The organism is Kitasatospora sp. NPDC004799, from assembly GCF_040609095.1.
GTDB lineage: Bacteria > Actinomycetota > Actinomycetes > Streptomycetales > Streptomycetaceae > Kitasatospora.
In genome coordinates this window covers 1-13,951 of record NZ_JBEXJK010000049.1, presented here as the reverse complement: position 1 = coordinate 13,951, position 13,951 = coordinate 1, and the positions used below count along the sequence as shown (strand labels likewise).

Annotated in this window: 12 protein-coding genes and 1 pseudogene; 10 read left to right on the top strand and 3 right to left on the bottom strand. The window is 75.7% G+C overall.

Translation table 11 applies throughout. The annotated features are described in order from the left end of the window. Positions 1–108: 108 nt before the first annotated feature. Positions 109–558, bottom strand: coding sequence for a peptidase inhibitor family I36 protein (locus tag ABZW03_RS09670; RefSeq protein WP_355254375.1), 450 nt, complete (start codon positions 556–558; stop codon positions 109–111). Between the two features lie 274 nt (positions 559–832). Further along, positions 833–1,057: a hypothetical protein gene (locus ABZW03_RS09665; protein WP_355254373.1), complete on the bottom strand. Its 225-nt coding sequence runs from the start codon at positions 1,055–1,057 to the stop codon at positions 833–835. Positions 1,058–1,248: 191 nt separating this feature from the next. On the opposite strand from ABZW03_RS09665, the gene ABZW03_RS09660 reads away from it, so the two are divergent. From ABZW03_RS09660 to ABZW03_RS09650, 3 genes are all read left to right on the top strand, one after another. Then, complete coding sequence (locus tag ABZW03_RS09660; protein WP_355254371.1) at positions 1,249–2,469, top strand: histidine kinase; 1,221 nt, start codon at positions 1,249–1,251, stop codon at positions 2,467–2,469. Positions 2,470–2,600: 131 nt separating this feature from the next. Continuing rightward, positions 2,601–3,248 (top strand): response regulator transcription factor, encoded by a 648-nt coding sequence (locus tag ABZW03_RS09655; RefSeq protein WP_355254369.1) that lies wholly within the window; start codon positions 2,601–2,603, stop codon positions 3,246–3,248. 71 nt (positions 3,249–3,319) lie between these two features. Next, on the top strand, positions 3,320–4,228 hold the full coding sequence (locus tag ABZW03_RS09650) for an aminoglycoside phosphotransferase family protein (protein ID WP_355254367.1): 909 nt from the start codon (positions 3,320–3,322) through the stop codon (positions 4,226–4,228). A gap of 28 nt (positions 4,229–4,256) precedes the next feature. Here ABZW03_RS09650 and ABZW03_RS09645 read toward each other — a convergent pair. Continuing rightward, a pseudogene (locus ABZW03_RS09645) lies at positions 4,257–5,665 on the bottom strand (amidase). A gap of 196 nt (positions 5,666–5,861) precedes the next feature. Between ABZW03_RS09645 and ABZW03_RS09640 the strand changes: the two are divergent. The 7 genes from ABZW03_RS09640 to ABZW03_RS09610 all read left to right on the top strand — a co-directional run bounded on the left by ABZW03_RS09640 (position 5,862) and on the right by ABZW03_RS09610 (position 13,744). Further along, positions 5,862–6,491 (top strand): TetR/AcrR family transcriptional regulator, encoded by a 630-nt coding sequence (locus ABZW03_RS09640; RefSeq protein WP_355254365.1) that lies wholly within the window; start codon positions 5,862–5,864, stop codon positions 6,489–6,491. A 177-nt stretch (positions 6,492–6,668) separates the two neighbouring features. Continuing rightward, complete coding sequence (gene aroA / locus ABZW03_RS09635) at positions 6,669–7,916, top strand: 3-phosphoshikimate 1-carboxyvinyltransferase (protein ID WP_355254363.1); 1,248 nt, start codon at positions 6,669–6,671, stop codon at positions 7,914–7,916. 77 nt (positions 7,917–7,993) lie between these two features. Next, positions 7,994–9,019 carry an RNA ligase family protein gene (locus ABZW03_RS09630; protein WP_355254361.1) on the top strand — a complete coding sequence of 342 codons (1,026 nt, stop codon included), beginning with the start codon at positions 7,994–7,996 and terminating at the stop codon, positions 9,017–9,019. Positions 9,020–9,172: 153 nt separating this feature from the next. Further along, positions 9,173–9,550 carry a YciI family protein gene (locus ABZW03_RS09625; RefSeq protein WP_355254359.1) on the top strand — a complete coding sequence of 126 codons (378 nt, stop codon included), beginning with the start codon at positions 9,173–9,175 and terminating at the stop codon, positions 9,548–9,550. Next, positions 9,547–10,818, top strand: coding sequence for a DUF6596 domain-containing protein (locus ABZW03_RS09620; protein ID WP_355254357.1), 1,272 nt, complete (start codon positions 9,547–9,549; stop codon positions 10,816–10,818). Before ABZW03_RS09625 ends, ABZW03_RS09620 begins: the two co-directional genes overlap by 4 nt. A gap of 250 nt (positions 10,819–11,068) precedes the next feature. Beyond that, positions 11,069–11,980: a diiron oxygenase gene (locus tag ABZW03_RS09615; protein WP_355254355.1), complete on the top strand. Its 912-nt coding sequence runs from the start codon at positions 11,069–11,071 to the stop codon at positions 11,978–11,980. 57 nt (positions 11,981–12,037) lie between these two features. Then, entirely contained in the window at positions 12,038–13,744 is a 1,707-nt protein-coding gene (locus ABZW03_RS09610; RefSeq protein ID WP_355254353.1) for an FAD-dependent oxidoreductase, read from the top strand. Positions 13,745–13,951 lie beyond the last annotated feature (207 nt).

The following is a 13,951-nucleotide window of genomic DNA, read 5'->3' as shown; positions in this document are numbered from 1 at the left end:
GGGGGCGGTGCGGTGGACGGGACGGTCCACCGGAGGGCCGCACCCTCGAACGGGAGGTGGCTGCTACGGGCAGCGGGAGGTGCTACGAGCAGGAGCTGCGGGCAGGGGTTACGGGCAGTAGAAGGCGAGGCCGGACATCCGGTCGTTCTTGTAGCTGACGCTGCTGCCCGGGCCGTAGTCGGCCTTGTAGCCCCAGCTCCACCACGGCGCGTAGTCCAGGTCGGAGGGGTGGAGGTCTCCCCAGGCGTCGTCCCAGAACCGGATCTCGCACTGGGAGTTGTTGATCCAGGAGGACACCTGGTTGTCGGCCGGGTCCCCGTTCAGGAACTTGACGTACGGGAGCCGTACGGTCTCCGAGTGGCCGCCGGCCGCCGGGGGCGTGATGACCGCCTTCGAGCCCGTGCCGCCCTCGTGCTGGTAGAGGCAGAGCGCCCAGGCCGGGCAGCCGTCGTAGGGCGGGTTCGCGGCGGACGCGGGGGTCGCCACGGAGAGCAGCGCCGAGCCGGCGAGGGCGGTCGCGAGGGCGGCGGCCCTCAGCCGGAGGGAAGTGAGCGCCATGGTGGAACTCGCTTTCGGGGACGGGCCCGTGTCGCCGACACGGGCGGAGGGAGGCGGGAGCTCCACTCTGGGCGACCGCGAGGCGTCGGCGCATCGGTCATTCGACTGCACGCATCGGGCGGTTGTTCGCATCGGTGCAGGTCGTGGCGTAAGTCATGCGACGGTCGGGTGGGACGGCGAACTGCGGGTGGTCGGGGAGCGGCTCGGTCTCGGGCCGTCGTCGGCGCCGGGCGGCGGGGAGTGAGCGCCGGAGTGAGCGCGGCGGCGCCGTGGCTCACCGAGGTGCGGGGCCCCGGACGTGCACGGTGAAGGAGGCCAGGCCGGGCGGCAGGGTCCAGGCTCCGGCCGTCCGGACGGACACCTTGTAGCGGTGCGGTCCGTCGTCGCGCGGAGCGGGGGCGGCCTGGGCGGTGGCCTGGGCGGTGGTCGCGGCGAGCGCGGCAAGGGTGGAGGCTGTCGCCAACAGGCCTTGTCGGAAGAGCTTTTGATTGATCGTCATTCATGCGATGGTCTGGAACTCCGGAGATCCGTTGGCGGCTTCGCGTCGGATTCATGCGAACGAGTGGTCGCGATCCGGTCGAGTTCGGCCGGGGCCGTTCGGGTCGGTCGGCCGCGGCCGCGACCTGCTGCGGACGTCCTCCCTCGATCGGGGGAGGACCGCTGGTGAGGGGCCCGGTGATACTGGCGCACATGATCAAGAGAATGCGGCTGCTGCTGCGCAGGTCGACGTATACGGGAGTGCTGTTCGCGGTGCTCGGGGCGGTGGCGGCGCTGCCGGTGGCGATGGTGGCGCTCGGCGCGACGCTGGGGGTCTCGGGCCGACCGGACGCGGTCTGGGTGGCCCTGCCGCTGTGGGCGGTGCTGATCGGGGTGACCGGGCTGTTCCGGGTGGTCCGCCGGGTACTGGTGAAGGTCGCGCGGCGGCTGCTGGGCGTCGCGGTGCCCGACCCGGTGAAGGGGGCCGCGGGGGAGCGGTGGCGGACTCCGGTCTTCCTCCTCGTCCACGTGGCGCTGGGGTGGACGGTGCTGATCGCCGGCAGCACGCTGCTGGTGACGGGGGTGGCGCTGCCGGGGAGCTGGGCGGGCGGCGAGGCGCGGGTGAGCCTCCTCGGGTGGAACACCGAGGTGACGGGCGTCTGGGCCTGGGTCGTGGCGGCGCTCTGCCTGGCTCTGGCGGCGGCGCTGTTCGCCGCGGTGGCGACTGCGCTGCGGTCGCTGGCGCCCCGGCTGCTCGGGCCCTCGCCGGCCGAGCGGCTCGCGCTGGCCGCCGAGCGGGAGCGGGAGCTGGCCGAACGCAACCGGCTGGCCCACGAGTTGCACGACTCGATCGGGCACACCCTGACCGCCGCCACCATCCAGGCGGCCGTCGCGGGCGAGGTGCTCGCCGCCGACCCGGTGGCGGCGCGGGCCGCCATGCGCAGCATCGAGGAGTCGACCCGGGCCGCGCTGGAGGACCTGGACTACGTGCTGGGCGTGCTGCGCGAGGAGCAGTCGGGCACCGCCCCCACCCGGACCCTCACCGACCTGCCCGAGCTGATCGACCGGCTGCGGCACGCGGGTGCGGTCGTGGAGCCGCGGACCACCGGGGACCTGGCGCAGGTGCAGGGCACGCTCTCCCGGGCCGCGTACCGGATCGTCCAGGAGGGGCTGACCAACGCGCTGCGGCACGGGGTCGGCGGGCCGATCGAGCTGCGGGTGGCGGCGGGGCCGGAGGAACTGGAGCTGAGCGTGGTCAACGGGGTGCGCGACGGCGAGGCCGGGCCGGGGGCGAGCGGCTTCCCGACCTCCGGCCACGGCCTGCCGGGCCTCGCCGAGCGGGTGCGGCTGCTGAACGGGGAGTTCGAGGCCGGGCCGTACGGCGAGCGGCAGTGGCGGCTGGCGGTCCGGCTGCCGGTGCGGCGGTCGGCGTGAGCGGGGGCGGTGCGGCGGTCGGCGTGAGCGGGAGCGGGGACGGTGCGGCGGTCGGCGTGAGCGGGGGCGGGGACGGTGCGGTGGTCGGCGGGAGCGGGCCCGGTTCCGGTGAAGGCGCGCCCGATGTCACGGTGCTGATCGCCGACGACGACCCCGTCACCCGCAGCGGGCTGGGCACCCTGCTGGGCGCCCAGCCGGGCATCGCAGTGGTCGGGCGGGCCGCCGACGGCGTCGAGGTGGTCGAGCAGGTCCGGCGGCTGCGGCCGGACGTGGTGCTGATGGACGTGCGGATGCCGCGCCGCAACGGGATCGACGCGACCCGCGAACTGCTGCGGGAGCACGCCGACCCGCCCAAGGTCGTGGTGATCACCACCTTCGAGAACGACGGCTACGTCACCGCCGCCCTGAGCGCCGGGGCCAGCGGCTTCGTGCTGAAGCGGCTGCCGATCCCGCAGATCGCCGAGGCGGTGCGGGTGGTGGCGGCGGGGGAGGCGGTGCTGTTCCCCGCCGCGCTGCGCCGGATGGTCGCGGCCCGGCCGCTGGACTCGGCCGAGGCGCTGCCCGGGGCGGCGCTGACCGGCCGGGAGGAGGGGGTGCTGCGGCTGATGGCGACGGGGCTGTCCAACCCGGAGATCGCCCAGGCGCTCGCGGTGAGCCAGGAGACCGTCAAGACGCACGTGGGGAACGTGCTGAGCAAGCTCGGCGCGCAGAACCGGACGCACGCGGTGGTGATCGCGTACGAGAGCGGCCTGGTGGTACCGGGCCTGCCGGGGGCATAACGGCCTTGGGGGCCGCGACCGCCTCGGGAAAACCACTGGCGGCGGCGCGCCCGGGCTAGAACGCTCTCACCGTGACACTTCACGAGAACGAGATCCGTGTGGACGAGGCGGCGGCCCGGTCGCTGCTGCGGGAGCAGCGGCCGGAGTGGGCCGGGCTTCCCCTGTCGCCGGCCGGTGCGGGGACGGACAACAGGATGTACCGGCTCGGCGACCAGCTGCTCATGCGGCTGCCGCGCACCCCGGACAACGCGGCGGCCGTGCGGAAGGAGCAGACGTGGCTGCCGCGGCTGGCGCCGCACCTGCCCTGTCGCGTCCCGGAGCCGGTGCACCACGGCACCCCGAACTCGGCCTTTCCGCTCGCCTGGTCGGTGTACCGGTGGATCGACGGCGAGGAGGCCGGCCCCGGATCGGTCGACGACTGGCCCGCCTTCGGGACCGACCTGGCCGCGGTCGTGCGGAGCCTGCACGCCGTCCCCCTGATGGGAGCCACCCGGCAGGGCGAGCTCAGCTGGTACCGCGGCGGCGGCCTGCGCGCCTGTGACCAGTGGGTCGGCAGGCGCTTCGACGAGTGCGGAGCGATCGAGGGCCTCGACCTCGACGTCGAGCGGCTGCGCCGGCTGTGGCGGAGCGCGCTCGCCCTGCCCGAGCCGTCCGGCCGCCAGGTGTGGCTCCACGGCGATCTCAAGCCCTCCAACCTCCTGGTCCGGCAGGGAAGGCTGCACGCGGTCATCGACTTCGGGTCCCTCTCGGTCGGCTTCCCCGACGCCGAGCACGCGCCGCTGTGGGACCTTCCGCCCGCGGCCCGAGAGGCGTACCGGGACGCCATGGGCCTCGACGACGTGACGTGGCTGCGGGCCCGGGCGTGGGCCGTCGCCGTCGCGGTCAGCGGGGTGCCGTACTACTGGCGCACCTACCCCCGCTTCGTCGACGAGTGCCTGGCGCGGCTCCGCGCGATCCTGGACGCCGTCGGCGAGCGGTGAACCGGCTCCCGTCCTCACGCCGCGGTCGTCACCGCCTGGGGTCGATCGGGGTGAGGGTGCCGAGGCGGTCCTCGACGGCCTGGGCGGCGGCCAGGCAGAGGTCCTCCCGGAAGGCCCGGCCGACGAGTTGGACGCCGGTGGGGAGGCCGTCGGCGAGCCCGGTGGGGACGGCGACGGCCGGGACGCCGACGAAGCTGGTCACCGAGCAGAGCCGCATGGCGGCGGCGACCCGGTCGCGGCCCGCCTGGTCCCGGGACTCCAGGCCGGGTTCGACCGGCGGCTCGGTGAACACCGGGCCCAGCAGCAGCGGGTACTCCCGCAGGAACTCCGTCCAGGTGCGGCGGATGCCCATCCAGGCGCTCATCAGCCGGATCAGGCCGGGGGCGTCCGCGGGCGGGGCGCTGCGCATGGTCAGCTCGATGTAGCGGTCGCCGCCCTCGCCCAGCAGCTGCCGGACGACGGGCCAGCTCGGCGCGAACTCGGTGACGGCGAGGCGGTGGTAGGTGTCGAGCGCCTCGTCCAGCCGCGGGACGTCGGGGACCTCCCGGACGTCGTGGCCCGCGTCGCGCAGCGCGTCGGCGGCGGCCTCGACGGCGCGGCGGACGGTGGGGTGGACGCCGTGGCCGCCCGGGTCGGCGACGACGGCGACCCGGACCGGGCCGTCGAGCGGCTCCCCGTACAGCGGGACGGGCACGGCACGCGGGTCGCGCGGTCGGTGCCCGCCAGCGTCTCGTAGGCGAGCCGGAGGTCGGCGACGGTACGGGCCAGCGGGCCGTCGGTGACCAGGACCTGGGAGGCCGGGCCGGGGTCGTCCGGGCCGATCAGGCGCTGGTCGGCGGGGAAGCGGCCGGTGGTCGGCTTCAGGGCGGCGACCCCGCAGAAGGAGGCCGGGATGCGCACCGAGCCGCCGGAGTCGTTGCCGAGCCCGAGCGGGGCCAGCCCGGCGGCGACGGCCGCGCCGTCCCCGCCGCTGGTGCCGCCGGGGGTGCGGCGGGCGTCCCACGGGTTGCGGGTGTCGCCGTACAGCTCGCTGCGGGTGTGCATCCCGGCGAGGATCAGGGTCGGCAGGTTGCTGTGGCCGATCGGGACCGCCCCCGCCGCGCGCAGCCGGGCGACCGGGACGGCGTCGGCGGCGGCGACGTGGTCGCGGAAGCGCGGGGTGCCGAAGGTGGTGGCCACGCCGGCGATCGGGGTGCACTCCTTCACGGTGAACGGCACGCCCGCGAGCGGGCCCGGGTCCTCGCCCGCGGCCCGGCGGCGGTCGACGGCCCGGGCGGCCGTGCGGGCGCGGTCCGCGAGGAGCTGGGTGACGGCGTTCAGGTGGGGGTTGACCTCGGCGATCCGCTCCAGGTGGCTGTCCACCACCTCCAGGGCCGACGCCTCGCCCGTGCGCACGGCGGCGGCGAGTTCGGTGGCGGGCTTGCTCCACAGGGGCATGGGAGGACTCCTCGGCTCTCCTCGGCAGGTTCCGATGCGGTCGCATCGGAAACCGAACCATAGCCGGGGAACCGATACGCTTGCATCGAATAAAGCGGGGGCCCGTGTGCGAGGGGCACGCGGACCACCGGGACCACCAGGACCACCGGGACCACCGGGACCACCGGGACCGGACGAAGTGCGGAGGAGGCCGGCGATGCCGAAGCAGGTGGACCACGAGGGCCGGCGCCGGCTGATCGCCGAGGCCGTCTGCCTGCTGGTGGACGAGCACGGGCTGGAGGGCGTCACCCTGCGGGACGTCGCCACCCGGGCGGAGGTCTCGATGGGGGCCGTCCAGCGCTGCTTCCGCACCAAGGAGGAGATGCTCCTGTTCGCGCTCACCCACGTCGGCGAGCGGGTCACCGAGCGGGTGCGCAGCCGGCTCACGGCCGGTCCGGCGCAGTCGGCGGCCAGTGAACTCGGGCTGGTGGCGGGCGAGGTGGCGCTGCTGCGCGAGGAGCACCGGGCCGAGGCCAGGATCTGGCTCGCCTTCGTCGCCGGCGCCGCCGTCAACCCGGCGCTGGCCGAGGCCCTGCGGAGCAGCTACGCGGCGCTGGAGGAGCTGGTGGTGCGGCTGGTCGCCGAGGCCGCCGGCGGGGAGGTCGTCGGCGGCTCGGTGATCGGCGGGGCGGCCGCCGGCGGGGCGGTGGTGGCCCGGACCGAGGCCCGTACGCTGCTCGCCCTCGCCGACGGGCTCACCGCGCACGTGCTGGTCGGGCACCGGACGGCGGCGGAGGCGGAGGAGGTCCTGCACGCCCACCTGACCGGGCTCTGGGCGCGCTGCTGAACGTCGGCGCGGCCCGGGTGCCCGCCCCGAACGCGGGAACCGGACCGTCGCCCGCCGTTGTCGCCCCGGTCACCGTCCAGTCCGTGGATGGTCGGCGAAGGCGGCGGCCGGGTGGGGCAGGATCGGTCCGACGCCACCGGAGACACCGGTCGGACACGCGTGTGGGGAGAGCCTGACGTGACTGCTGTGGAGATCCCGGGGTCCAAGTCCATCACCGCCCGGGCGCTGTTCCTGGCCGCCGCCGCCGACGGCGTGACCACCCTGCGCCGGCCGCTGTCCTCGGACGACACCGAGGGCTTCGCCCAGGGCCTGGACACCCTCGGGTACCGGATCGAGCGGACGGCGGAGGCCTGGCGGGTGGAGGGCCGCCCGGCCGGGCCCGCCGTGCCGGACGCCGAGGTGTACTGCCGGGACGGCGCCACCACCGCGCGCTTCCTGCCCGCCCTCGCCGCCGCCGGCCGCGGCACCTTCCGCTTCGACGCCTCCGCCCAGATGCGCCGCCGCCCGGTCGCCCCGCTCACCCGGGCGCTGCGCGAGCTGGGCGTGGACCTGCGGCACGAGGAGGCCGAGGGGCACCACCCGCTGACCGTCGTCGCCGACGGTGTCCGCGGCGGTGAACTCACCCTGGACGCCGGGCAGTCCTCGCAGTACCTGACCGCGCTGCTGCTGCTCGGCCCGCTCACCCGGGACGGCCTGCGGATCACCGTCACCCGGCTGGTCTCCGCCCCGTACGTCGCCATCACCCTGGCGATGATGCGTTCCTTCGGGGTCGAGGTGACGCGGGAGCGGACCGCGGCCGGCGAGGTGTTCGAGGTGCCCGCGGGCGGCTACCGCGCCGCCGACTACCCGATCGAGCCGGACGCCTCCACCGCCAGTTACTTCTTCGCCGCCGCGGCCCTGACCGGCCGCGAGGTCACCGTCCCCGGCCTCGGCCGCGACGCGCTCCAGGGCGACCTGCGGTTCGTGGAGGCGCTGCGGCGGATGGGCGCCCGGGTGGACGTCGGCCCCGACCGCACCACCGTCGCCGGCACCGGCGCGCTCGGCGGGATCACCGTCAACATGCGGGACATCTCCGACACCATGCCCACCCTCGCGGCCGTCGCGCCGTTCGCCACCGGCCCGGTGCGGATCGAGGACGTCCACAACACCCGGGTGAAGGAGTGCGACCGGCTGGAGGCCTGCGCCGACAACCTGCGCGCGATGGGCGTCCCGGTGGCCACCGGGGACGACTGGATCGAGATCCGGCCCGCCACCCCGCGCCCGGTCGAGATCGCCACCCGCTCCGACCACCGGATCGTGATGTCCTTCGCCGTCACCTCCCTGCGCACCCCCGGCATCACCTTCGACGACCCGGGCTGCGTGCGGAAGACCTTCCCGGGCTTCCACGAGGCCTTCGCGCAGCTGCGGTCGGCCTGGGGGCTCTGAAGCCCAGTCGGCCCCGGCGAACCCGGGCCCGGAATCCCGGTTGCCGACCGCCGGGCCGGGCCGCGAGGATGCCGTTCGTGTCCGAGACGGTGTTCGAGACGGTGTCCGACGGGCCCGGGCTGCGGCCCTACCCCAAGATCCCCGCGCGCGGCGGCCGCTCCGCCGGGCCCGGCGGCCGCGAGTGGACGGCGGCGGAGAAGGTGCACGGCGCGCACTTCGCCGTGGTCTGCGACGGCGGCTCCGTCCGGGCCGCGAAACGGCGTGAACTGCTGGACGACGAGGGGCTGGACGGCTTCTTCGGCGTCAGCCGGATCTGGCCCGAACTCGCCGTCGCCGCGGCCCGGTTCGCCGAGGAGGTGCGCCGGCCCCGGGGCGGCGCCGCCGTGGTGACGGTCTACGGCGAGCTGGCCGGCGGCCGCTATCCCCACCCGGAGGTGCCCGCCGCCCCCGGCGTCGACCCGGTGCAGACCGGCGTCTGGTACGCCCCCGGCCTGCGCTGGCTGCCCTTCGACGCCACCGTCGAGACGCCCGAGGGCCGCCGCTGGATCGCCGACCGCGAGCTGCGCACCGCCGCGCGGACCGCCGGGCTCACCTGCGTGCCGCTGCTCGGGCACGGCCCGCTGACCGCCCTGCACGACCTCCCGGTGCGCTACCCCAGCCGGGTGCCCGCGCTGTTCGGCCTGCCCGAACTGCCGGACAACCTCGCCGAGGGGTACGTCCTCAAGCCGGCCGGCGAGTGGCCCGAGGAGGGCGCGGCCCGTCCGCTGGTGAAGGTGAAGCAGCGGGCCTTCGCCGAGGACGACCGCTACGACGGCGCCCGCCCGTACCTCCCCCCGCCGGAGGGCGCGGCCGGCGTCCCCGCCTGGCTGCTCGTCCAGGCCGCCGCCCTGCTCACCCCCGCCCGGGCCGCGGCCGCCGTCAGCAAGCTCGGCCCGCGCACCCCGGCGGACGCGGTGGCGGCCGAGATCGCCGCGGACGTGGCGGAGGAACTCGCCGACGCCCTGGGCGGGTTGGAGCCCGCCGTGCTGGCCGCCCTGCGGTACTCGCTGGAACCGGGAGCGCGGTCGCTGGCGGCCTTCGACGCCCAGGACCGGCGCGGCTGAACGGCATGCCGTACCTTGATCGTCCACGGCTCTCGGGGGCGCCGGAAAAAATCTTCGGGAAGTTCCCGGCCGATGTCGAGGCCGGGTTCCGCCGCTCCGACTGAGAGGTGACAAGGCGCCGACGGGGCGCGCGAGACGGAGGGGACACCCGAGATGAAGTACGTCGCGATGATCTACGGCAACCAGGCCAAGTGGGACTCCTTCCCGGCCGAGGCCTGGCCGGAGGCGATCGCCAAGCAGGAGGCGTTCAACACCCGGTACCGGCAGAGCGGCGAGCTGGTCGGCGCGTACGGGCTGGCGGACGCGGCGGCGGCCCAACTGGTGCGGCGGGCCGAGGGCGTGCCGGTGGTCACCGACGGGCCGTACCTGGAGACCAAGGAGTACCTGGCCAGCTTCTACCTGCTGGACTGCGAGAGCCTGGAGCGGGCCCAGCAGATCGCGGCGGACATGCCGTTCGCGGACGTGGAGCCGGTGGAGCTGTGGCCGATCCTGCACGAGTCCGCCGCGAGCGACCTCCCGGTCAGCGAGTGAGCGGCTCGACCGCTGACGTCGAGGGCCTGCTGCGCGAACTCGCGCCGCAGGTCCTCGGCGTGCTGGTACGGCGGCAGGGCCGGGCGGCGTTCGACGCCTGCGAGGACGCCGTGCAGGAGGCGCTGCTGGCCGCCTCGACGCAGTGGCCGCGGGACGGGCTGCCGCTCAGCCCGCTGGGCTGGCTGGTGACGGTCGCGGACCGGCGGCGGGTGGACCAGGTGCGCAGCGAGTCGGCGCGCCGCCGCCGGGAGGAGGCGCTGGCGCTGGCCACGCCGCAGTCGGCGCTGCTCGCCCCGCCGGCCGACGCGCCCGACCGGGGGGCGGACGACTCGCTCGCGCTGCTGTTCCTCTGCTGCCACCCGGCGCTGTCCGTGCCCAGCCGGATCGCGCTGACCCTGCGCGCGGTCGGCGGCCTGACCACCGCGCAGATCGCGGCCGCGTTCCTGGTGCCCGAGGCGACGATGGCGCAGCGGATCACCCGGGCGAAGCAGACCCTGCGGACGGCGGTCGGGGCGGGCGGCGGGCTGGCCGGGCCGCCGGAGGGGGAGGGCGACGCGGCGCGGCTGGCCGAGGTCCGGCACGTGCTGTACCTGGTCTTCAACGAGGGCTACACGGCGAGCGGCGGGGAGGAGCTGACCGCGCCGCAGCTGTCCGTGGAGGCGATCCGACTGACCCGGATGCTGCTGCGGCTCACCCCCGGGGACGCCGAGACGGCGGGGCTGCTCGCGCTGATGCTGATCACCGACGCCCGCCGCCCGGCCCGCACCGGGGCGCACGGCGAGCTGGTGCCGCTGGAGGAGCAGGACCGCGGCCGCTGGGACCAGGAACTGCTGTACCAGGGGCTGGAGTTGATCGCCGCCGTGCTGCCGCGCGGGCAGGCCGGGCCGTACCAGGTGCAGGCCGCGATCGCCGCGCTGCACGGGGAGGCGGCGACGGCGCGGGAGACCGACTGGCCGCAGGTCCTGGTGCTGTACGACCTGCTGCTGCGCCTCGACCCGAACCCGATGGTCGCGCTCAACCGGGCGGTCGCGGTCGCGATGGTGCACGGCGCGGCGGCCGGGCTCGCGCTCGTCGAGGAACTGGCCGAGGACAAGCGCCTGGCCCGCCACCACCGGCTGCTCGCCGTCCGGGCCCACCTGCTGGAACGGGCCGGCACCGACCCGGCGGGCGCCGCCCGCGCGTACCGGGAGGCGGCGGCCCGGACGGCCAGCGCCCCGGAGCGCCGGCACCTGGCGGCCCGGGCGCGGCGGGTGGAGGGGGCGGCGTAGCCGGCGGAGCGGTGCGGGTTGCGTGGCCGAGGGCGGGCGGGGGTCCCGCCCTCCGGCGTGCCGGGGCGCGAGCAGAGGTGGGGGCGCGAGCAGAGGTGGGGGGCGTGAGTCGTACGGTCGCGCGCAGGGTGTCCGGCGTACGAGCGGGTCGGTGGCGCACGGGGGGTTCTCGGCGACCGGCTCTTATTGTACTGTCCGTCTAATAAGCGGGTTGAGCGGGAACCCGCAGGGCAGGCACCTGGAGGCAGCCATGGCTCTCACCCGGCAGGCGGGGCACGGCCACACCGAGGCCGACGACGACGTCTCGAAGCGGCTGCTGGAATCGGCCGCCACCCTCTCCTACGACCCCTCGGCCGAGATCGACTGGGACGCCCCCCTCCCGGAGGACCACTACGGCCTCAACCCGGAGTGGAGCACCCTCTACGGCACCCGGCTGTGGGACGAGATGACCGAGCGGCAGCGGGTCACGCTCACCCGGCACGAGGTCTGCTCGATCATGAACACCGGCATCTGGTTCGAGATGATCCTCCAGCAGATGGTGCTGCGCGACCAGTACCTCAAGAACCCGGCCAGCGCCGAGTTCCGGTTCGCGCTCACCGAGATCGCCGACGAGTGCCGCCACTCGATCATGTTCGCCCGCGCCTGCGAGAAGATGGGCGTCCCCGCCTACCGCCCCAACAAGGTGGTCGCCCAGGCCGGGCGCGCCTTCAAGGCGCTCGCCAAGGGCGAACTCGCCTACGGCGGCATCCTGGTGGCCGAGGAAGTGCTCGACGTCATGCAGCGCGACTGGATGCGCGGCGAGAACGTGCTGGAGATCGTCCGCGGCACCTCCCGGATCCACGTGGTCGAGGAGTCCCGGCACATGAAGTTCGCCCGGCAGGAGATCCGCGAGCGGATGCGCCACGCGAGCCCGGCCCGCCGGCGCACCTCGGCCACCGGCATCGCCGTGGGCGCGTACGTCATCGTCACCAGCATGGTGCACCCGGGCGTGTACAAGGCCGCCGGGCTCGACGTGCCGCGGGCGCTCGCCGAGGTGCGGGGCAACGAGCACCGCAAGGCGATGATGCGCACCAGCTCCCGGCACCTGATGGCCTTCCTCGCCGAGACCGGGCTGCTCACCAGCCGCTCGGCGGCCGTCTACCGCCGGGTGCACATGCTCTGACGGTCCGTCAGCACCTCTCTCCCATCCCCCACGCGCAGCGAGGACCCCACTCCGGCCATGGCGTACGCGATCACCCAGACCTGCTGCAACGACGCCTCGTGCGTGTCCGTCTGCCCGGTCAACTGCATCCACCCGACCCCGGACGAGCCGGAGTTCGGCACCACCGACATGCTGTACATCGACCCGCGGGCGTGCATCGACTGCGGCGCCTGCGCGGACGCCTGCCCGGTCGACGCGGTGTTCCCGGTCGACCGGCTGCGCGGGCCGGACACCGTGTTCGGCGACCTCAACCGCGACTGGTTCCGCGACCACCCCACTGACCACGCCTGGGGCGCGCCCAGCTTCCCGCGCAGCCTGCCGGGCGACATCGGCGCGCTGCGGATCGCCGTCGTCGGCACCGGCCCGTCCGCCGGGTACACCGCGCAGGAACTGCTGCGCAGCACCAGCGCCGAGATCACCATGGTCGACCGGCTGCCCGTCACCGGCGGCCTGCTGCGGCACGGCGTCGCGCCCGACCACCAGTCCACCAAGCGGATCGCGGAGAGCTTCGCGAGCGTCTTCCACGACCCCCGGCTGCGGATGCACCTCAACCTGGAGATCGGCACCGACGTCACCCACCGGGAGCTCGCCGCGCACCACCACGCGGTGGTGTACGCGGTCGGCGCGGCCGCCGACCGCCGGCTCGGCATACCCGGCGAGGACCTGCCGGGCAGCCTGCCCGCGACCTCCTTCGTCGGCTGGTACAACGCCGAACCGACGGTGCCCGCCGACGCGGTGGAGCTGTCGGCGGAGCGCGTGGTGGTGGTCGGCAACGGCAACGTCGCGGTGGACATCGCCCGCATCCTGCTCACCGACCCGGACCGGCTCGCCGCCACCGACATCGCCGACCACGCGCTGGCCGCGCTGCGCCGCGGCCGGGTCCGGGAGGTCGTGCTGCTCGCCCGGCGCGGGCCGGAGCAGGCGGCGTGGACCAGGGCGGAGTTCCTGGCGCTGCGGCAGCTGCCGGGCGTCGAGGTGGTGGTGGCGGACCACCCGGAGGTGCGGGCGGCGATCGAGGCGGCGGGTTCGGGTGCCGAGGAGGGTGTCGAGGAGGGCGCCGAGGCGGGCGCGGGTGGCGGTGCGGGGCAGGCGGCGCTGCTGGCCGGACTGCCGCTGGTGCCGTACGACGGGGCCGCGGAGCCCGGGCCGGGGCGGCGGATCGTGCTGCGGTTCCTGTCGGCGCCGGTCGAGCTGTCCGGGGACGGGCGGGTCGAGGCGCTGACCGTCGAGCGGACCACCGTCGCGGCGGACGGCGGGGTGGCGGGCACCGGGGACCGCGAGGTGCTGCGGGCCGGGCTGGTGGTGCGCTCCATCGGCCACCGGGGCGTGCCGCTGCCCGGGCTGCCGTTCGACGAGCGGAGCGGGACGGTCGCGCACCGGAACGGGCGGGTCGTCGACCCGGCGACCGGCCGGCCGCTGCCCGGCACGTACGTGGTGGGCTGGGCCAAGCGCGGGCCGTCCGGCGGGATCGGCGCCAACCGGGCCTGCGCGCGGGAGACGGTGGACGCGCTGCTGGACGACGCGGTCGCGCGGGCGCTGCCCGCCCCGGAGGCGGGGCGCAAGGACTTCGAACGGCTGGTGCGGCAGCGGCGGCCGGACGCGGTCGGGCTGCGGGAGCTGCGGGCGGTGGACCGGGCGGAGCGCCGGCGGGGCGAGGCGGAGGGGCGGCCCCGGGTGAAGCTCGCCAGCGTGCCCGCGCTGCTGGCGGCGGGGCGCCGGGGGTAGGGCCGCTCCGCTGCCGTGGGCGGGCTCCGGGGCGGCGCTTCGGCGCGGTTCCGGCGCGGCGCTTCGGCGCGGTGCTCCGGGGCGGCGCGTCGGCCGGGGCCAGGTGGGCCATCACGTCGGCGCGGCCGCTGAAGGCCGCGGCCGGGAAGCCGCCGCCCATGACCTTGCCGAAGGTCAGCAGGTCCGGCGCCCAGCCCTCGTTCGCCG

Coding starts and splice junctions, on each gene's coding strand:
- ABZW03_RS09665 (WP_355254373.1), bottom strand. CDS start 1,057: ATGACGATCAATCAAAAGCTCTTCCGACAAGGCCTGTTGGCGACAGCC.
- ABZW03_RS09625 (WP_355254359.1), top strand. CDS start 9,173: ATGAAGTACGTCGCGATGATCTACGGCAACCAGGCCAAGTGGGACTCC.
- ABZW03_RS09640 (WP_355254365.1), top strand. CDS start 5,862: ATGCCGAAGCAGGTGGACCACGAGGGCCGGCGCCGGCTGATCGCCGAG.
- ABZW03_RS09670 (WP_355254375.1), bottom strand. CDS start 558: ATGGCGCTCACTTCCCTCCGGCTGAGGGCCGCCGCCCTCGCGACCGCC.
- ABZW03_RS09660 (WP_355254371.1), top strand. CDS start 1,249: ATGATCAAGAGAATGCGGCTGCTGCTGCGCAGGTCGACGTATACGGGA.
- ABZW03_RS09610 (WP_355254353.1), top strand. CDS start 12,038: ATGGCGTACGCGATCACCCAGACCTGCTGCAACGACGCCTCGTGCGTG.
- ABZW03_RS09615 (WP_355254355.1), top strand. CDS start 11,069: ATGGCTCTCACCCGGCAGGCGGGGCACGGCCACACCGAGGCCGACGAC.